The 20,055-nt window shown below is 41.0% G+C and carries 20 protein-coding genes; 4 read left to right on the top strand and 16 right to left on the bottom strand.

Going from position 1 to position 20,055, the window contains the following annotated elements; genetic code table 11:
- The first annotated feature begins 195 nt into the window (after window positions 1-195).
- Entirely contained in the window at window positions 196-1,464 is a 1,269-nt protein-coding gene (gene yjeH, locus QQK00_RS20030; protein WP_284219474.1) for an L-methionine/branched-chain amino acid transporter, read from the top strand.
- A gap of 1 nt (window position 1,465) precedes the next feature.
- On the opposite strand, the gene QQK00_RS20025 is transcribed toward yjeH, so the two are convergent.
- Together QQK00_RS20025 and radA are read right to left on the bottom strand one after the other, a co-directional pair.
- The gene (locus QQK00_RS20025; RefSeq protein WP_284219473.1) at window positions 1,466-1,720 is read right to left on the bottom strand and encodes a hypothetical protein; all 255 of its coding nucleotides are present in this window, start codon (window positions 1,718-1,720) and stop codon (window positions 1,466-1,468) included.
- Between the two features lie 160 nt (window positions 1,721-1,880).
- Complete coding sequence (gene radA, locus QQK00_RS20020) at window positions 1,881-3,245, bottom strand: DNA repair protein RadA (protein WP_284219472.1); 1,365 nt, start codon at window positions 3,243-3,245, stop codon at window positions 1,881-1,883.
- Window positions 3,246-3,405: 160 nt separating this feature from the next.
- Between radA and QQK00_RS20015 the strand changes: the two genes are divergently transcribed.
- Window positions 3,406-5,886: a PilZ domain-containing protein gene (locus QQK00_RS20015; protein WP_284219471.1), complete on the top strand. Its 2,481-nt coding sequence runs from the start codon at window positions 3,406-3,408 to the stop codon at window positions 5,884-5,886.
- Here QQK00_RS20015 and serB read toward each other — a convergent pair whose 3' ends face one another.
- A complete protein-coding gene (gene serB, locus QQK00_RS20010) occupies window positions 5,887-6,939 on the bottom strand; it encodes a phosphoserine phosphatase SerB (RefSeq protein ID WP_284219470.1) in 1,053 nt (350 codons plus the stop codon). It abuts the gene before it with no gap.
- Window positions 6,940-7,071: 132 nt separating this feature from the next.
- On the opposite strand from serB, the gene QQK00_RS20005 reads away from it, so the two are divergent.
- The gene (locus QQK00_RS20005) at window positions 7,072-7,662 is read left to right on the top strand and encodes an AhpA/YtjB family protein (RefSeq protein ID WP_284219469.1); all 591 of its coding nucleotides are present in this window, start codon (window positions 7,072-7,074) and stop codon (window positions 7,660-7,662) included.
- Here the strand turns inward: QQK00_RS20005 and QQK00_RS20000 are convergent.
- The 10 genes from QQK00_RS20000 to rpoE all read right to left on the bottom strand — a co-directional run bounded on the left by QQK00_RS20000 (window position 7,629) and on the right by rpoE (window position 16,676).
- Window positions 7,629-8,447: a TatD family hydrolase gene (locus QQK00_RS20000; protein WP_284219468.1), complete on the bottom strand. Its 819-nt coding sequence runs from the start codon at window positions 8,445-8,447 to the stop codon at window positions 7,629-7,631. The two genes, QQK00_RS20005 and QQK00_RS20000, sit on opposite strands and share 34 nt — an antisense overlap.
- Window positions 8,448-8,484: 37 nt before the next feature.
- Window positions 8,485-9,126 (bottom strand): pyridoxamine 5'-phosphate oxidase, encoded by a 642-nt coding sequence (pdxH, locus tag QQK00_RS19995; protein WP_284219467.1) that lies wholly within the window; start codon window positions 9,124-9,126, stop codon window positions 8,485-8,487.
- Window positions 9,127-9,236: 110 nt separating this feature from the next.
- On the bottom strand, window positions 9,237-10,139 hold the full coding sequence (gene era / locus QQK00_RS19990) for a GTPase Era (RefSeq protein ID WP_284219466.1): 903 nt from the start codon (window positions 10,137-10,139) through the stop codon (window positions 9,237-9,239).
- The gene (gene rnc, locus QQK00_RS19985) at window positions 10,136-10,813 is read right to left on the bottom strand and encodes a ribonuclease III (protein WP_284219465.1); all 678 of its coding nucleotides are present in this window, start codon (window positions 10,811-10,813) and stop codon (window positions 10,136-10,138) included. The genes era and rnc overlap by 4 nt, the downstream gene beginning before the upstream one ends.
- Window positions 10,813-11,694 carry a signal peptidase I gene (gene lepB, locus QQK00_RS19980; RefSeq protein ID WP_284219464.1) on the bottom strand — a complete coding sequence of 294 codons (882 nt, stop codon included), beginning with the start codon at window positions 11,692-11,694 and terminating at the stop codon, window positions 10,813-10,815. The genes rnc and lepB overlap by 1 nt, the downstream gene beginning before the upstream one ends.
- On the bottom strand, window positions 11,694-13,490 hold the full coding sequence (lepA, locus tag QQK00_RS19975) for a translation elongation factor 4 (protein ID WP_284219463.1): 1,797 nt from the start codon (window positions 13,488-13,490) through the stop codon (window positions 11,694-11,696). The genes lepB and lepA overlap by 1 nt, the downstream gene beginning before the upstream one ends.
- Window positions 13,491-13,730: 240 nt before the next feature.
- Window positions 13,731-14,216 carry a SoxR reducing system RseC family protein gene (locus tag QQK00_RS19970; RefSeq protein WP_284219462.1) on the bottom strand — a complete coding sequence of 162 codons (486 nt, stop codon included), beginning with the start codon at window positions 14,214-14,216 and terminating at the stop codon, window positions 13,731-13,733.
- A 2-nt stretch (window positions 14,217-14,218) separates the two neighbouring features.
- Window positions 14,219-15,373: a MucB/RseB C-terminal domain-containing protein gene (locus QQK00_RS19965; RefSeq protein ID WP_284219461.1), complete on the bottom strand. Its 1,155-nt coding sequence runs from the start codon at window positions 15,371-15,373 to the stop codon at window positions 14,219-14,221.
- A gap of 15 nt (window positions 15,374-15,388) precedes the next feature.
- On the bottom strand, window positions 15,389-16,000 hold the full coding sequence (locus tag QQK00_RS19960) for a sigma-E factor negative regulatory protein (protein WP_284219460.1): 612 nt from the start codon (window positions 15,998-16,000) through the stop codon (window positions 15,389-15,391).
- Between the two features lie 97 nt (window positions 16,001-16,097).
- Window positions 16,098-16,676 (bottom strand): RNA polymerase sigma factor RpoE, encoded by a 579-nt coding sequence (rpoE, locus tag QQK00_RS19955; RefSeq protein WP_284219459.1) that lies wholly within the window; start codon window positions 16,674-16,676, stop codon window positions 16,098-16,100.
- 191 nt (window positions 16,677-16,867) lie between these two features.
- Here rpoE and nadB point away from each other — a divergent pair, with 191 nt between their 5' ends.
- Window positions 16,868-18,478, top strand: a complete 1,611-nt coding sequence (gene nadB, locus QQK00_RS19950) for an L-aspartate oxidase (RefSeq protein ID WP_284219458.1) — start codon at window positions 16,868-16,870, stop codon at window positions 18,476-18,478.
- A gap of 10 nt (window positions 18,479-18,488) precedes the next feature.
- Here the strand turns inward: nadB and QQK00_RS19945 are convergent, their stop codons facing one another.
- From QQK00_RS19945 to QQK00_RS19935, 3 genes are read right to left on the bottom strand one after another with little or no spacing between them, the layout of a single operon-like run.
- Window positions 18,489-19,388: a MaoC/PaaZ C-terminal domain-containing protein gene (locus tag QQK00_RS19945; RefSeq protein WP_284219457.1), complete on the bottom strand. Its 900-nt coding sequence runs from the start codon at window positions 19,386-19,388 to the stop codon at window positions 18,489-18,491.
- Window positions 19,389-19,394: 6 nt separating this feature from the next.
- Window positions 19,395-19,652 carry a hypothetical protein gene (locus tag QQK00_RS19940; RefSeq protein WP_284219456.1) on the bottom strand — a complete coding sequence of 86 codons (258 nt, stop codon included), beginning with the start codon at window positions 19,650-19,652 and terminating at the stop codon, window positions 19,395-19,397.
- Between the two features lie 37 nt (window positions 19,653-19,689).
- Complete coding sequence (locus QQK00_RS19935) at window positions 19,690-19,959, bottom strand: FAD assembly factor SdhE (RefSeq protein WP_284219454.1); 270 nt, start codon at window positions 19,957-19,959, stop codon at window positions 19,690-19,692.
- Window positions 19,960-20,055: the final 96 nt, after the last annotated feature.

The following is a 20,055-nucleotide window of genomic DNA, read 5'->3' as shown; positions in this document are numbered from 1 at the left end:
TCTATTACACCTCTATTGCATATTAAACAAAAATTTTAACGTGCTTAAATACTATTCACAACATTTTGACGTAAAAATAATGTAATTCCGTCAAAATGAAGAAAAAGCCGTCTGACTGCCTGGTAATTTCGACAGTTTGCTCATCAAATAGCATTTACAATATATTAATAATATCAATGCGTAGAGGAATTCGTAGTGAACAAAACAGGTACTCTGGGTACATGGCAAGGTGCAGGTCTGTTGGCGACAACGCTTTTAGGTACCAGCGTGTTTATTCTGCCACAAATGACCATTGATATAGCGGGACAACATGCTATTTGGGCATGGTCACTGCTCACACTCAGCATATTACCCATAGCCCTAATATTCGCTCGTCTTTGCGCCAAATATCCTCATGCTGGAGGCCCTGCCAATTTTGTTGAACTAGCGTTCGGAAAAGTAAAAGGGCAAGCATTAGGTTTAAGCTTCTTATTAGTCGTGCCTATTGGCGCCCCAGCGGCGTTGATAATGACCTATCAATTTGTCGATGGTCTCATGATGTTTAATGAAAACATTGCCCTACTTATTCAATATGGCTTTATTTTTAGCATTTACCTACTAAATATCAGAGGAGTAAGCTTAGCTGCGAGTATTCAACTACTACTTACGTTATTAATAGTGATTGTGGTAGTCGCACTACTCCTCCGTTATTTTATGTCTTTCGACGCGGCCTCACACCAAAGTATTTTGCATATACAAAGCCATATTGAAGATAAAACCGTGTTAAGTATTTTGCCTGCCGCAGGGCTCGCATTTTGGAGTTTTCTTGGTATTGAAGCAATGGCGCATTTGTCCACCGAGTTTAAAAACCCGAAGAAAAACATGACACCTGCCATCATCATTGCCACAATCGTTGTCGGTCTAATTTACGTCGCCTGTACATTCTTAATTACGCATGTTCCTACTAGTAGCAACTTGGCTATCGTTGAAGTATTTAACACACTGATGGGCAGCGGCGGTCATATTATCATCGGAATATTGGGGATTGCGGGCGGGTTGGCAACAGTGAATGTCTACACTGCAAGTTGCTGCAAATTAATGCAAAGTTTGAGCAATCAAAAACTTTTACTGAGCGCTTACAGCCGGCAAAACTCAAATGGCGTGGCGAATGTCGCGTTAAAACATTTGACCATGATAATGCTAGTAGTACTTACTGTATCCCATATTTTCTCACTCGACTTAGAGATACTGGTGGGCTTATGTAATGGCGTATTCGTACTTATTTATGCAGTGTCAATGATAAGCGCAATAAAACTGTTGCCACGGAAGTATTTATCGTTGATTGTCGTTGGATTAGCTGTCTGTATTGTACTTGCCGTCAGTTTAGCTTGGAAAATGATTTACGCGCTTTTACTATTAATGATGCTTTTGCCCATCGTAAAAGCAAAATATGTAAAACACCTTAGTCACGAGTCAGCACAATAGTTTACGCCTTGACGTCTATAGAGGGGTTCGCTCTATCAAAACGTCGGTCTCGTCCAGAGCGTGTATCGAGCAACACTTTTTGATTTCGCTTCCGACGATCCCCGCCTTCTCTTTTTTCATCAATTTTAGCGTGAATAACTCCCTCTTGTTTCATTACGTCTGTATCAGTTTCAGATTTATCTAAACTGACGGGAGGACGACTAGGCAGTTTAGTTTTTTGCGCTCGTATAGGAATAAAATACGATGGAACTCTCAAGTCGCTCTCCTTTTATATTATTTTATCCACGTTGTCTGACATGAGTTTTAGTCACGATGTATGCGTCTATTGTACAAAAATACTTCGCAAATGTCTCATCTTCGATGCTAGTGTTAAAGTGTGAAACAAAAATATTTTTAAAAACAATCGCTTAAATAATTCATATCGCTTCCAAAGCGTCATTTAATTTCACAATCGGAACCACTTCAATACCATCAATCTTCTGCTTAGGTACATTTGCTTTCGGTACTATTGCTTTAGTAAAACCATGCTTCGCCGCTTCAGCAATACGCTCAGTACCATTTGGTACGGGTCTAATTTCACCCGACAAACCGACTTCGCCAAACGCAATGACACCCTGCGGCAATATTGTATTTTTAAAACTTGACAACATCGCCAGCATCACGGCTAAATCCGCACTGGTTTCAGTAACTTTAACTCCGCCAACTACATTCACAAACACATCTTGGTCATTCATCTGAATCCCGCCATGTCTATGCATCACCGCCAAGAGTATTGCTAAGCGATTCTGGTCTAGACCGACAGTGACCCGACGCGGATGTGACATCTGACTGTAATCAACAAGCGCCTGTATTTCTACCAATAACGGGCGGGTCCCCTCCCATACCGACATCACGATACTGCCTGCTGATGGTGCCTGCTGTTTACTCAAGAAAATGGCCGATGGATTCGAGACTTCCTTCATGCCGAGTTCTGTCATACCAAAAACGCCAAGCTCGTTAATTGCACCAAAGCGATTTTTTGTGCCACGCAAGGTGCGATAACGTCCGTCACTCTCCCCTTCAAGCATCATTGAACAATCGATACAGTGTTCGAGTACTTTAGGTCCGGCAAGACTTCCGTCTTTTGTAACATGGCCGACAATGAACATTGCGATATGATGCTGTTTAGCAAATCGTGTTAACGCCGCTGCGCATTCTCGCACTTGTGACACACCGCCTGGGGCTGATTGAATATCAGCAATACTCATCACTTGTATAGAATCGATAACCATCACATTAGGTTTATTCTCTATCGCCAATTGGCATATAGTATCCACATTTGTTTCAGCTAAGAGCTTTAACTTATCATCGGGTAATTGGAGACGTTTAGCTCGCATCGCGACTTGCTGCAAGGACTCCTCGCCTGTCACATACAAGACACTCCCCTTCTCAGCCAAATAACACATAACTTGTAACAATAGCGTCGATTTACCCGCACCTGGCGAGCCGCCAATCAGCATCGCCGCGCCGGGCACAATGCCGCCACCAAGCACTCGATCTAACTCTTTAAAGCCTGAGGTAAAACGAGGCAAAGCGGCCAAATCAATGTCCTTAAGGACTTCAACCTTGGCTTTCGTGTTACCTGAAAAACCGGAGTAACTAACAGGACGTCTATCGTTTGCGCTTTGGACGACAAATTCTGTCAAGGTATTCCACTCTGCGCAGTCTTTACACTGTCCCTGCCACTGAAAATGTTCTGAGCCACATTGATTGCAAACATACGCTGTTTTCTTCTTCGCCATTACTACTCCGTCGCGGCCTTATTTTTTGGTAAGCCCAAATAAGCTAAATTGAATAATCAAAGTTTTCTCGCATTTTTCCGATAACCTAAGGGTCTATCGTTCTTTGACGCAAAATATTGCTGCGACAAATGATAGGCCCCAAACGCCATGGAAAATAGTTTTGATTAAAATACAACCGAAAATGACACCAGACCTTTCACCATATAGGGAAATAATTCACTCTCTAGCGCCCTTGGTCAATCATGCCGAGTTTAACAAGGCATTTAAACGTCGCACCCAAAATATTGCAAGCGATCTTAGTTTTTTGATCAAAATGGAAGTTAAACGGCTTGCAAAACCTTGTATTCGTTCTATTGATTTACGTACTAAGGTAAATGATGAATGCAGGCTATTCAACTATCAAGGTATTCCACATTACTTGCATGTTAATGGAATATTCGAATTTGAGAAACTGGTTAAACGATACGGTGAGTACACATTTGGCGTTTATGAGGGGGTAATTAACTTTTCAGAAGAAGAAAAGCGGAGAATGGACTTGGTAAAAACGCAATCAGTTGTCGTGCAAGACACCGAATTACAAATACCTGATGATAAATTTGTTACGCCATGCCAAGAATTACTCAACTTTCCAATTAGAAAGGAAGAACGACTCAATTATGTTGTCGCCATTGAAGTTTTTTTTACTGACAACACAAGTGCACATGCAAGCACTTTAGATATATCTGTTCATGGCTTAAAAATTCGATTTAAAGACCCCGAAGCACTCGAAAAAATCAGCGTTGCAGCTCCGATTCATGTCGTGTTTCGAGGTTTAGACCGAAGTACCGGCATCGCTAGAGATAGTATTGAATACCAAATTCTCGGTGTTTCCGGCAGGAACGCCAAAACGTGCGTACACCTTTTGCGCCCAAATACGAGCCCAAATGAACAGTTTACGGATTTTGTTCTTGAGCTAATCAAATTGCAAAAGCGGCGCTATAAAGTCAATTTAGACAATGTCGAAATGGCACTAAGCAGCAAAGTTTACGAACAAAGTTTTGCGAATACGATTCCTGGCTTACCGGTGTTTATTGAAAAAACTGAGGAAGGTAAATTACATGCTGCTTATGCCAGTACAAATAGCTGCTCTAAACGTATTCTAGATTACTGGTTAGACGAAAATCATCATCAAATGCTGGGATATCTTCTAAATGAAAATCGCCTGAGGCAATTAACGTCAGACAGTGCGGCTTATCCCCAAACAACCGTTTATTGTTTTCACCATATTGCCGACGATAAAATATACTTTTATTCAGCCTCGACTGAAGAGCTATTAGAACAGCCAAAACTGGCCGAGACATTTCTGTCGTATGGCGCTCGCCGTGTAAGTTGGCGCGTGTACCACCTGGCCTACAGTGACGTAAACCCATCAGATGCCTATGTCCCTAGCTCAGTACCAGATGGCATCAATAGAGACATTGATAAACTCAACAAACGCCTGTCTCCACGCCTACAAGGGCGGCTAAAATCCTTAACAGGAATGCTAACTGTCACAGACATCACGAATTCAAATGCGCAAGAAGTATATCAACGGAGGAAATTGGACAAATCAAACATTCGCTTATTAAAGTACTTTGGCCATGCGAGAAATAAGCCACCTAAACCAGTTGAAACGTACCGGCATAAACAGAAAGAATTGCGTCGTCAAACTCGCTATATCTTGCGTACGCCAGTAATCGTAAAAACTAATAATGGAGCAATCCATGGCTTTACTGAAGATTTTTCAGTAAGTGGTTTACGATTAGAACTCGATCAAGAATTTCATCAACGGATGAATAGTAAGGTACAAATTAGTTTTCCAAAATTACAAGAAATCACACAAAACTTTGAATTGAAAAATGTGCAATACAGAGTCAAACATATTAATACAGACAAACAAGTACTGCATCTTCAAGCAGTTTCGGATGATGAAACTGGCGTCGCCGAACAATTTTTCAGTCAACTCATAAGCAATAACACTGATAAATTGCAAGCATTAGAACAGGAAGAGCGACTGCCAGGAATGGGAATCGCGCTGCGCAATTTACACGGAAAATCTAGCCCACAAGCATGCATCTATGTAGAAAAGCAACAAAATGGATTTATGCCAGCGATGGCAACAATTAACCAAATGCGCGCAAGTTGGTTAAAGTTCTTACATCACAACGCAAACTTAGTGTCTTTTAATTTATCTTGGTTGTATCAAGATGATATGCAAAGTACCGCGTTTATTCGTCAATCAATAAAGATGATGAGTCTTGACCCAAAACCCATCACAAGTGAAATTTATGTGTCTTTTGACCCAAAACAGAAACGGAAAGATAACCAAGTATATGCTAAATGGCAATATCAACTGAGTACGCATCGCGCTAAACGCGCGTTTGTAAAGGCAGCGACAGAATCCGGACAGTTTTTTGCATTTTCTGTCACATTCAATAAAGCGCTTAGGCCTGATATGGAAAGACTTGAACAAGAGTTGCTATATTTATCACAACACGCAATTCATAAAGCCACTTACTTTGAAGAAAGGATGTGGGACATTGCCGCGACAATATTTTTGACGGATATAACACAGGAAGTGCTATACCGGTATCGCTTGCCCCAGCAGGATGCAGTCGACTAACTATTCCAAAATATAGAGCAAACTCTCAAATGTTCCAACGTTAATTGCCACATCGGCGCTTTCCTGAACGGTAGGTTTAGCGTGATAGGCTACGCCTAGGTCTGCCGCCCCCATCATTATTAAATCATTAGCACCGTCCCCCATCGCTACCGTTTGGTGCTCAGCGATATTTTGGTTCTGTTGTAAGCTTTTTAATATTGATGCTTTTTTATCGCCATCTACGATATTCCCAATCACCTTGCCGGTCAACTTACCGTCTTTAACTTCTAAAGTATTGCTGTGTGCTTCATTCAGACCGGCGACCGCTTGCACATAATCTGCAAAATACGTAAATCCCCCAGACGCAATGGCTAAATACCATTCATGTTGCTGTAACACCCGCATAGTAGCTAAAAAGCCGGGCATGAAGGGCAAACGACTACGGATACTATTTAACTTGTCGATAGCGACCCCTTCTAAGCATGCAACCCGATATTTCAATGAATCGGTGAACGCTATTTCACCTCGCATGGCTTGTTCAGTCACTTCAGAAATTTTTTCTTTTACGTTTGCTAGCGCGCCAATTTCATCAATACATTCAATATCAATAATGGTGCTGTCCATATCCATCACCAATAGACCTGGTTTGCTCAAGCTAGTCTTTTCAGGTTTTACATGTAAATCGACATGGAACTGCTCAGCGACATCTAATAGCTGTGCCTGTGAAGGCAACACTGTCTCGCTAAACGTTAATCTCAGTACTTGCTTTGCATAAGTCATATAGTAATTGCTAGCGCTGCATTCAACCAAGGCATCTTTACCTGCAATGGCGAAACACAATTGGCTTAACACCCATAAATTCAACCCTTGTCCAACAACAACAATAGTTGAACCATCAACGCCACTATCGCCCTCCTGCCATTGAAACGTAGTATTTTGATCAATTGACAAAGTAAGGAAATTACCTGTCTTTTTCGCATCGAAAAGATAATTTTCAAATAAACGAGTGCAAGTCAGCGTTTGAGGAAGTGAAAGGTCTTCAAGTTCTAATGTAGTGAAGGATAAATTTAACATGCAGTTTCATAACAGTCGGATTTAATGCATCGTATCTTACTGAAATACAAACATCTGTAAACCAAAAGACTTGGCAAACACTGGCTTTTACTCTAATGTTTTGGACTAAGTTAGACTAGGCACTAAAAATGGATGCAGACGAAAAAGTCAAACAATTACGCGATATTCACACGAATATCTAGCGCGATACTATTAATTTGTGTCGGTGTGCTTGCGGTAAATTTGTGGTTAATGCACAGTGAAAATGCGCAACAATGGTATAAGATTGAATCTGAACAATTAGGGCGAGGGCTTACCAAACAAGCAGCTAAATTAGTCGCTACCCCCTTAAAATCGAAAGACGAAGAATTAGTTGCACACTATATAAACGTGATCAATGATGGGAAATTCGTTGAAGGCGCAGTGCTATTTGATAGTACCGGCATGCGTTTAAGTCAACATGAAAGTATTGTTTCGGTAGTCGAAATGGTAAATGATGCCGATGTTGCCCCCTTGGTGTTTGTTGAAGATATCGTCGACGACTCTTTGCAAACACTTGGATACATTAAGTTAGTCCTCAACAGGGAAGAGATTACTCAACATCATCAAGATTTTAATAGAGGTCAGCTATCACAAACCTTTGTGGTCATCTTATTGACGATGATCATTTCTTGTTTGTTAACTCGCATGGTGTATAAGTTTCGCTATCGTCATGAAGTCGGAGAAGAAAATACTCTGCTATAATTTTTACTAGTACTCAACGCTATGTGTTCAATATCGACAGCAAGTACTCTTGAAAGAGCCTTTGCTACCAGAGGGATTCTCTCGGGTGAATTACGCTGACCTTGGAAACCAAATAACGGCATATCGGGAGAATCTGTTTCCAGCACTAGGTGCTCATCCCCCAGTTCTTCATATACTCTGCGTAAAGTTTTCCTCGTTTTTTGTGATCTATCGTAGGTAATTGTGCCGCCAATCCCTAAAACAAAGCCCATGTCCACGTAAGTTTTCGCAATTTCAAAACTACCTGAAAAAGCATGAATTAACCCCCCTCCTGTGAATTTCTTTTGTTTAAGCACACGAATAAGTTCATTATGGCTTTGTCTATGGTGCAACACAATTGGTTTGCCAAGTACTTTGGCGACATCTATCTGAGCAACTAGAATTGCAATTTGATCTTGCATATCTATCGGCGTTTTTGCATCTAATCCAGCCTCTCCGATGGCAACGATTGACGATTCATATTGAGTACAATATTTGCAAAATTTCGATAGTAAGTGCTCAATGTTGCCGGCAATATTATTCTCAGACAAAAAATAAGGGTGCAAACCAAAGGCGATATCTAATCGAGGATACGCCGTACCAGAATAATCATTTTTTAAAGAAAGAAGCTCAGAGAATTGAGATAGATGTAAACCAGGTATCATCATTTGTTCGACGCCGAGTGCTTTTGCATTCTTGAGTACTTGCGCTCTGTCGACGTCAAACGCAGGCGAATCAATGTGGCAGTGGCAGTCTATGAAAGGCATAGTGTTCGTTAAGCTACGTTTATCTTTGGGGCATGAGCTAAGGCATTAATCGTTGATAAGTCCACTGGCTATCGGCACTGAGGCGATATTGAAACCTGTCGTGCAAGCGATGCTCTCCGCCTTGCCAAAACTCAACCAAATGAGGTTTAACTAAAAAGCCGCCCCAAAAATCCGGCAGCGGCACTTCACCATTCGCAAATTTATCCTTCATTTGCGCGAATTGCGTTAACAAAAGTTGCCGAGTGGAAATGGGCTGGCTTTGCTGTGACGCCCATGCGCCAATTTGACTGTCCTTAGGCCTTGAAAGAAAATACTGCATTACTTTTTTGCGCGATAATTGGGTGGCAACGCCACATACCTTTACTTGGCGTTCAAGCAGATGCCAAGGAAAATGTAAGGATATTTTATTATTTCCGGCGAGGTCCTTGGCTTTATTACTCCCTAAATTTGTATAAAAAATAAAACCTTCGTCCGTCACATCTTTTAGCAGTACGATTCGCTGGCTTGGCTGCCCTTCAACATCAACAGTGGCAACAGTCATCGCATTTGGCTCAGGCAATTTCGCATTGATCGCATCACACAGCCAACGATTAAAAAGCGCAAATGGTTCTTCCGTTAACTGGCTCTCGTCCAACTGCCCGGTTCGGTATTCTTGTCTGAAATCTTGGAGTGGTTTCATTACTGGTTTTCCTAGACTTATTCATCATCATAACATGACAATTACTCAAATCTAAACAACTGAAGCTTGCGCAAAAAGTAGAAATTTAATCATTGCTGAGACTTGTTAGGTCAGCGGTAATCTTCATCGTAGCCAAGTGATCGCAAAGCCCGTTCATCATCAGCCCAGCCAGATTTCACTTTGACCCAGAGCTCCAAAAACACTTTGTTATCAAACAAATCTTCCATGTCCTTGCGAGCTTCTGCGCCAATCGTTTTTATATGGCTACCATTTTTTCCAATAACCATGGGTTTTTGACTCGAACGCTCCACCAAAATTAAACCATTTATATGGTAAACACCATTTGATTCAAGTTTAAACTGCTCAATTTCAACCGTGATCGAATAAGGTAACTCATCGCCAGTGAAGCGCATTAGTTTTTCACGAATAATTTCCGACGCCATAAAACGACTGGAGCGATCGGTAATATAATCTTCCGGGAAGTAAAACTCGCTAAAGGGTAATTTAGATAAAATGAGCTGTCGTAAACGCTCTATTTGCTTACCTTGCTTTGCAGACACAGGCAATACCTGATCAAAGTCATGCAGTCTACTTAGACGTGACAAGGTATCCATTAAATCACCTTGCTCATCTACTTTATCTACCTTGTTCACAACCAGCCAACAAGGCAAACCTGATGCTTTAATTTTCTCAAGAACCAATTCATCATCCGCTTGCCAACGTGTACCTTCGACAACGAAGAGTACTAAAAATACATCACCTAATGAACTGCTTGCCGCCCGATTCATGAAACGATTTATAGCACGCTTCTCTTCTTTATGCAGACCTGGTGTATCAACGTATATCGCTTGACGATTATCCTGAGTATCGATACCTATTATGCGGTGTCGAGTGGTTTGTGGTTTCCGCGATGTAATACTAACTTTCTGGCCCAATATACGGTTAAGGATTGTTGACTTTCCAACATTAGGCCGACCAACTATCGCCACCATACCACAGTGATTTTCTGTCATGATAATACCATTTCCAAGACCTGTTTCGCGGCCTGTTGCTCTGCAATTCGACGGCTCTGCCCAATACCATTTGCAGTAATATCTAGCGATGCAATTGAGCAACTAACTTCAAATGTTTGTGCATGATCTTTGCCAGAAATATTTATCACATCATATGTCGGAAGGGGAATTTGCCTAGATTGCAAGTGTTCTTGTAATTGCGTTTTGCTGTCTTTAATTTGTACTGAAGGGTCTAATTTATCTACACGAGAATTAAACAAGGCGTTAACCGTCTTTTGCGTTGCGGTCAAACCTGCATCTAAATAAATCGCGCCAAGAATAGCTTCAACAGTATCGGAAAGAATTGAATCTCGACGATGACCGCCGCTTTTCTTTTCACCGGACCCGAGACTAAGCAGTTCCCCCAACGATAGCTCACGCGCGATATCCGCAAGCGTTGAACGATTAACCAGTGAAGCTCTCATTCTAGTCAGCTTCCCCTCAGGCTGTGCAGGAAACTTAGCATACAAAATCTCTGCGACAATCAAGCCTAAAACAGCATCACCTAAAAACTCTAAACGCTCATTATGCGCCTTTGCCGCACTGCGGTGCGTTAGCGCTTGTAGCAGTAGGTTTTGATTTTCAAAACTGTACACTAAACGTTTTTGTAAATTTTTTAACTTTATTTCTTTCACTAACCAAATGCACCGACGCGACTAAACCGGACCCCAGTAGGCATCCAAGTTGGTAAAAAGTCTTCTTGTTTTCTCTCAAACTCAAAACTGATCCAAATAAAAACAGCTTTTCCAACAAGATTTTCTTCTGGCACAAATCCCCAACTACGCGAGTCGGCACTATGGTCTCTGTTATCACCCATTGCAAAATAATGACCTTCAGGCACAATCACCTGAGTAGATCCCGAAGGTTGATTCGGGTTATGGAGAATTTGATGTGTTACACCTCCCAACTGCTCTTCAAATAACGATAAACGATGTGGGCCCAGCGAATATTGCCCAGCACCTAATGACTTTAATTGAGCTGGCTGAGCGGGGTTACATTCACTTCCTCCGACACAGGCTTGTTTAATAAACAATTGCTTGTTTCTGTAAACAATCGTATCTCCGGGTAGACCTACTACTCGCTTTATGTAATCTACTCGTTCATCTAATGGGTATTTAAATACAACAACGTCACCGCGTTCAACCTGTCCTGTCTCGATTAACTCAGTGCGAGTAACAGGGTCCTTTAAGCCATAAGAAAACTTCTCTACTAGGATAAAATCACCGGTGAGCAACGTCGGCATCATTGACCCTGAGGGTATCTGAAATGGTTCGTAAATGAATGATCTAAATATCATTACGCCAAAAAAAATGGGGAACATTTGTTTGCAAAAATCAACCAATGCAGGCAATTCCTCTTCAGCAGATTCCTCAGCGTTGGCTCCGCCAACTGCGGTATTACTCCCGCCAGATGTTACACTTTCCTGCTTCGGTGAAAAGTACAATGCATACACAAGCCAAACAATGCCCGTAACAAAGCTCACAACAACCAAAAATATCGAAAAATAATTAGCCATTAGTTATCTACCTTCAATATTGCTAAAAATGCATCTTGAGGTAACTCAACGTTTCCAACCTGTTTCATCCGTTTTTTCCCTTCTTTTTGCTTCTGAAGCAACTTTTTCTTGCGACTAACGTCTCCGCCGTAACATTTCGCGATGACGTTCTTTCGCAATTGTTTTACTGTGCTTCTCGCGATGACGTGATTTCCAATAGCAGCTTGTATTGCAATATCAAACATCTGACGAGGAATGATTTCTCTTAGTTTTTCTACTAAGTCCCGCCCTCTGTATGGCGCATTTGATTTGTGAGTAATTACAGCTAATGCATCGACTCTTTCACTGTTAATTAAAATATCCAGTCTCACCATGTCTGCCACTTGGAAATGACTAAAATTGTAATCTAAGGACGCAAAACCACGACTCGTACTTTTTAGTCTATCAAAGAAATCCAACACGACTTCAGCCATCGGCAAGTCATATGTAATTGCCACTTGTTTTCCGTGATATGCCATATTAGTTTGCATACCCCGTTTATCCACGCATAAAGTAATAACATTACCTAAATACTCTTGCGGGACCAAGATATTGGCAGTTACGATAGGCTCTCGAATTTCTTCAATATCGTTAATGGGAGGTAGCTTAGATGGGTTATCTACTTGCAATACCTCACCCTTTGTTGTCTTCACCTCATAGACTACGGTAGGGGCGGTCGTAATGAGATCCAAGTCGTACTCTCTCTCGAGCCGCTCTTGAATAATTTCCATATGCAGCATACCTAAAAAGCCAATACGAAAACCGAAACCTAGCGCTGCTGAACTTTCTGGTTCATAAAAAAGCGATGCATCATTTAGACTCAATTTAGCCAACGCATCGCGAAAGTCTTCATATTCGTCAGAGCTGACAGGAAACAAACCTGCGTATACTTGAGGTTTAACTTTCTTAAATCCAGGTAATTGGATATCAGATGGCGCTTTTGATGTTGTAATGGTATCACCCACAGGCGCGCCATGAATTTCCTTTATACCTGCAATGATGAAGCCCACTTCACCAGTACGTAATACTTCTGTCTCTGTCTGCTTAGGTGTAAAGATCCCAATTTTGTCAGCTTGATAGACTTGCCCGGTAGACATTATTTTAATTTTTTCTTTACTTCTCAGTTCACCACCAACAATTCTGACTAACGATACAACCCCTTGATAATTATCGAACCAAGAATCAATGATTAAGGCCTGTAGTGGTCCGTCAATTTCGCCTTCCGGTGGTGGAATACGAGTGACAATATCTTCTAATACCTCTTCGATACCAACACCGGTTTTAGCTGAGCATCTCACGGCTTCTATCGCGTCAATACCAACAATATCTTCAATTTCTTCAGCGACGCGGTCAGGTTCAGCCTGAGGAAGGTCAATTTTATTCAAAATAGGCACAACTTCCATATCCATATCAATTGCTGTATAGCAATTTGCCAATGTTTGCGCCTCTACGCCTTGGCCCGCATCAACAACCAGTAACGCACCTTCGCACGCAGCCAACGAGCGCGATACTTCGTAAGTGAAGTCGACATGACCCGGAGTATCAATAAAATTTAGCTGGTAAGTTTCGCCATCTTTTGCTTTGTAATACAGTGTGACACTTTGCGCTTTAATGGTGATTCCGCGCTCGCGCTCTATATCCATTGAGTCGAGCACTTGTTCAGCCATCTCTCTCTCAGTTAAACCACCGCAATGTTGAATTAATCTGTCAGACAGAGTGGATTTGCCATGGTCAATGTGAGCAATAATGCTGAAATTGCGGATATTTTTTAAATGCATAAGTGACTTTTATTCCAAACAACTTGTAATATTTCGTCTAAGATTTGGGAATATTCATGCCAAATCTTAAAAATGATATGTAAGGCACAAACGTAGCACCTTAAGAGTGGGCGAATATTACCGTTTTAACGAGGAAATTGCGACTAAAGTTCTTTAATCTTCGGCACTTTCACGCGAAAGTAACATGTAAAACTCTATTTAGTACAATAAACGCTTGCCTGTACTCAAGATTAGGACAAGTTAGTCTATTTTTTTAATCGGTATTTCAAATGCACTTAAGGCTTGAGCTTCATTGCTAACACCTAAGAAAACAGGTGTAAACTCATCGTAATTTGCGACGCCTTTTAACTTATGCGAAATATATACAAATGAAAGTGCCGTTGAGCCAAAGCTCATCAGCACGACAACATACTCCGGTATATCAGAAAACATGTATTCAAAGGTAGCCGCACTCAATATCAGCACCAAAATAGGAAACAGATACAAGTACAACGACGCTTTTAATATGCTACTTTCTGGCACGCCAATTTTAACAAATTGGCCAACCACCAATGGCGTCACCGTCGATATCGTGAATTGATGAGTTTTGTTTGCAAATGCTTTTGCTACAACACTGGTACCGCAGTCTTTGTTAGCTTTACAACTGCCACACGCAGTTTTAATTTGTGTTTCAACGACTGCAGAATGTTCATTTGTATCAATTACTCTGGCAACTTCTTCTATCATTATTAATTTACCAATACTATAGAGTTTGCAATTCGCTCGGCAGTGACTAGCGGAATTTTACCTAAAACAGTCACCTGAATTTGCCCATCAGACTTTACTACAACTGCATTAGGGCCCGACATGCCAGAAACGTCATTTTCAACAATATTATTGCTATTAAGTAAATAGACAGAAACATCGACAACACCGTCAGACAACAGCATATACTCTGTTAATTGGCCGTTCCCACCTATTCTATGCAGCGTTTTTTTCACGACTTCCATACCTTCAGGCAAAAAACTGACGTCCCACGCAAGTGCTCTCTGATGGTGAGAAAGCGCAGGGCTTATGTCGGGCATGTGGCTTGCCTGGAAATTTGCAAAAAAAGTGTTTACATCACTAGAAATACTTAGCTGTGTTACTTGCACTTGCTCAATAAGACGGCCATCCAGATTATAAGTATTTAACTTTAATAACAGGCCAGATGTTTCGTCAATCCACAAATGATAACCAAACCGGGTTTGGTCTTTACTCACAATTCTAATCTGTTTTGACATGCGCCCAGAAATTCTATTTCGCCCCATAGGGATAATGTCGTAAGCTTTTTCAAGTAATTGGGGTACTCGTAAAAGCGCATTTGGGATAGGTCCGCGCACAGCCGTTCCTTTGATACTATACGGCGGGTAACCAGGCTCAAAGATACTTAGCTTTTCATCGTACACAATTTGCTCAAACCCTGGACCATTTAACACACTGAGTTGTTCTATGTATTTACCATCATTAGCCTCTGCACGTCGCCAAATATAGGGCATAGTGTCTTTAGCTTCAGACGTCACTACATACACCATCTCAAAAGACAATATGTTGATTTGTTGCGACATACGCAACATCCAATGCATACCCGATTGAGGGTTAAACGTCTCTGTGCTAATTGCATGTGAGCTGCTAGCTTGTATGCCAATACTGTCGGCGTCTGATTCCGCTGAACGGCTACTCTTAGCACTTTCGACGTCTTCAGTGACAGGGGAGTTTGCTTGTTTTTCTTCTTCCGATACTGCATTTGAAGACAATTGCGCAAACACTGTTGTACTAAAAATAGAGAATAAAAAAATGGCAATAACATAAGGTATTGCCATTTTTCTATTTGAATGTTGCAAAGAAAGAGGTTTCTTAATCACGTTTCCCTTGTCACTTTATTCTGGAGAGCTACTATCAGCAGCTGGCTCTTCTTTCGCTACTTTCTCAAGCCCTTCTTGTTGCTCAGCGAGTGATGCTTGAAAAAGCTGGGTCTGTCTGTTGTGGTCTTCAATCAACGCATTAATCAATCGTCTCTGCTCATTTAATTGTGCAACAGAGCGCTGACTAACTCCACTTGTTTGTTCTAAACTCACTGGAGATAAGCCTCCCATTGGGCCTATCGCTGACGGCGCAGCAATAAATGGCTGGACTTCTTCAGGTTGATTATAAGATTGATAACTAAATATGACCAAAGCAGTTACACAAGCCGCCATGGCAACTTGGCTACTCTGCTTAAATATCGGTATTACGGAAGATACTACCGGTAGTTCTTTCCAAGTGGATTTAGGCGCTACAATTGGCAATTCTTTTTCAAGTGCTTGTGCTACTTTTGCGCTTACATCAAACGATAAATCTGAAGACATATCATTCCGCATTAAATCACGTGTTAAGTGATAGCTTTTCCACTTACGTTGCAGCTCATGGTCGTTTAACATTTCTTTGGCAATAGCAACATCATCTGTCTGCCCATCAACCATCGCTGACAACTGTTCAAAATCTTTTGACATACACTCTTTTCCTACGTCTCAACGTACTATTAATAATGATACCGTCGAGAGATTATTTTGTCAGGTGTTTATCAAGTATACAACACCTGTTCGCAAATCAATTTTGTGTCAATGGCTCAATGACCTTATCTAAGGCCTCGCGCGCCCTGAATATACGCGATCTTACGGTACCAACGGGACAATCCATCACACCCGCAATTTCTTCGTAACTTAACCCTTCAATTTCTCGTAAGGTAATTGCCACTCTCAAGTCCTCAGGCAATTTCTCAATTGTCGAAAAAAGCTTTTCTTGCAACTCTTCAGATAGCAAGTTTCTTTCAGGCGAAGCATTTTCTTTCAATGCGTCGCTACCCTCATAATAGTCAGCTTCCTGCGCATCCACATCACTTGCCGGTGGTTTTCGACTTTGCGAAGTTAAATAGTTTTTCGCACTATTCACAGCAATTCGGTATAACCATGTGTAAAACGCACTTTCACCTCTAAAATTCGGTAAGGCCCTATATGCTTTTATAAACGCTTCTTGCGTAACGTCAGCCACATCACCAGAGTTTTTCACATATCTCGATACAATGTTCATTACTTTATTCTGGTGTCTAATAACCAGTAAGTTAAATGCGTTCTTATTTCCGTGCTGAACTAATTTAACCAATTCTTGATCAGTTTTTTGCTCGCTCATTAAAGCCATTACTCCTAATGTTGTCCAATATGGCTTCGGCAAGTTGCATATATTGACTGTATAAATTTAACAAAGTTCGAATTTAATTGCTTTTTAAGCATAAAAAAAGCCTCTTCTTGGTATTTGTGACACAAAAGATTAATATTACTAACAATACATATAACCGAATTTCTGTTTAACAAGTTTCAATTATGCAAAATACTGTGGAACACCGTTGCGATTTGCTCGTAATAGGCAGCGGTGCCGCGGGCTTGAGTCTCGCATTAAAAATGGCCGATCATTGTAACGTAATAGTACTGAGTAAAAGTGACCTCAATGAAGGAAGCACTCGATACGCACAAGGGGGTATCGCCGCTGTTTTCGACGATGATGATTCAATTGAGAACCATATTTCAGACACAATTGCCGCTGGCGCGGGAATATGTGATGAAAAAATCGTTCGTTATACGGCTGAAAATGCAAAAAATAGCATGGAATGGCTCATAAGCAAAGGAGTACCTTTTGACCAAGAAAAAGATGACGACGGGAATCTGCGTTTTCATTTAACCAGAGAAGGCGGTCACAGCCATAGAAGAATATTGCATGCGGCAGATGCTACAGGCCAAGCCGTGCAAAGTACGTTGGCTGAAAACGTGGCTCAACACCCCAATATTCATTTGTTCGAACGTTACAATGCGATTGATTTAATCAAAGAACATAAAACAGATACAAAATGCATTGGCGCTTATGTGTGGAACCGAAAAAAAGAAAAAGTTGAAATTATCCGAAGCCGTTTTATCGCATTAGCAACTGGCGGCGCCAGTAAAGTATATCAATATACATCTAATCCAGATGTCTCATCCGGTGACGGCATTGCTATGGCTTGGCGAGCAGGCTGTGATATTGCGAATATGGAATTTAACCAATTTCACCCGACATGTTTATACCACCCTGATGCTGGAAATTTTTTAATCACAGAGGCTCTTAGGGGAGAAGGTGCTTTTCTTTGCCATCCCGACGGAACACCTTTTATGAAAAAATTCGATGAGCGTGGAGATTTGGCCCCAAGGGACGTTGTTGCCAGAGCAATCGATTATGAGATGAAACGTTTAGGTGAAGATTGCATGTATTTAGACATTAGTCACAAAGCGAGCGATTTCATTGTTAAACATTTTCCGAATATATACAGAAAATGTCGCTCGCTAGGCATTGATATTACTCGCCAACCGATACCTGTAGTGCCAGCGGCGCACTATTCATGTGGTGGCGTTGTTACGGATTTACATGCATGTACTACCTTAGACAACGTCTATGCCATCGGCGAAGTCGCATACACTGGATTACACGGCGCAAACCGTATGGCAAGCAATAGTCTTTTAGAATGCGTTGTCTTTGCCCACGCGTGTGCTAAACATATTTTGGCCAACTTTAATAACAATCACAATAGTTGTGATATTAAACCTTGGGATGAAAGCCGCGTAATCGATTCAGATGAAGCCGTTGTTATTCAACACAATTGGCATGAATTACGTTTATTTATGTGGGATTTTGTCGGCATTGTAAGAACAAACAAACGCTTGGAAAGGGCCATGCGCAGAATCAATTTGCTGAAGCAAGAAGTCGACGAGTATTATTCAAACTTTAAAGTAAGTAACAATATGCTTGAGTTACGTAACCTCCTTTGCATAGCTCAATTGATAGTCGCCTGTGCGATGCAGCGAAAAGAAAGTAGAGGTCTTCACTATAACCTAGACTATCCAGCGTTATCAGAAAACGCTGGCCCGACCGTTATTCGTAAAATGGAATTCAAGAAACTTAAATAAGCGTCAAAGTCTAAGAAATATTCGTCACTATTTCGCCAACAATATGTTGGCGAGATTTGTCTTTGTTAAAGGAAGACAAACAAAATCCGCCCTTCGTATTTGTCTGTAACGATGTATTTTGAGGTAGGCTTATTGGCGCTTTAAATACTGTATTTAGCGAAAACCCGCCACTAGAAAGTGTTTTCCGATCTAAATAGTACAACTTAGAAAAAGCGAGTGCTTTAGAATACATTCCATGAATAATCGCACGTTTGAATCCAAATATCGCAGCAGTTAAGGGCCACAAATGAATAGGGTTATAGTCGCCCGACACTTTCGCATACTCGCGTCCAGCATCATGAGAAAAGTTAATATCAGATATACCGTTATAAGGTACTGTCTCTTGTGTAGTTTCGATTGTGGACAACAAAAGTGATTCATTGAAGGCGGGCAGCGTTACTGCATATTCATTTAAGGCGTTAATTCCCATTCTTGCTAAATAGTAGCTTACCGCATAGACACACGCCTCACCTTCCTGCACTGCTTCTGTTATTACCTCAAAAACAATACCTCGTCGATGGTGATATAAATTGCCAAAACGGGTGCTGATATCAATATCTCCGTAGGCAACCGGCAAGCTATTTACCTGAATCGAATTTGCTATATGCACTAACCCCATAGCTTTAAAAGGGAATGGAGGTCTAATCATCATTTCTAGCTGCATAGGAAGAGACAGTACTTGGATATAGTTAGGGTGCAATAAGCTGCCAGCAGACTTATCCCATGCAACTAGTTTGTTATATTTATTTATATTAATAACATCAAGTGTGATACTGCGACGAGATTTAGCGTCGGGCAAAAAAAGTTCAGAATTCGCAAGCAATGCCTTGGAAGGTGAATATAACGCAGCTTTTGCATATAAGTTTAACATTACATATCACTTCCATTTGTGCCATTTATTAAAACGTGTGAATGAGCGAAAGGTTTGCTCACTTATGGCATTTCGTTGAATAAAAAAACTCTCAGATTTCTCCTTTACAACGACAAATAAGAAAAAACCCCATGGGCTAACAATAGATTTTTTGTAGGGCTTTAAATTTGTAAACAAACAACCAATAGACACACTAGGGATTCCTTCATCGTCAAAAAGTATCACTACGTCTCTTCGTTTGAAAGACCAATTCAAAAAATTCATTTATCTCTTACTAAAAAAGAATATCAACAATGATTACCTACCTTATCTTTACCGACGTTAGCACCCTAGCAATCATCGACGCAAACTCTTTGTCTTTACATTCTTGATGCCCCATAAACCAAGCGAATAAATCAGGGTCATCTGCCGTAAGTAACCGTTCAAAAACAACCTTATCATCATAACTGAGCTGATCAAACGCCTGCTCAACAAAGGGAAGTAGTAGTACATCCAACTCAAGCATTCCTCTGCGGCATGCCCATTTCAATCTTGCAAGCCTTTTCGATTCAAACTCAACTACTGATGTCATGCCACCACCTTATATTTTTAAATACCGATCTATGCGTCTAATTTAACACAATCTGCACTTACAACGCACTGTACTTGTGAATCGTTAAACCAGTTT

This window comes from Agaribacter marinus (assembly GCF_030160655.1).
Classification (GTDB): Bacteria; Pseudomonadota; Gammaproteobacteria; order Enterobacterales; family Alteromonadaceae; genus Glaciecola; species Glaciecola marina.
Note: the sequence above shows the minus strand (reverse complement) of the source record. Positions and strands in the feature narration are given on the sequence as shown.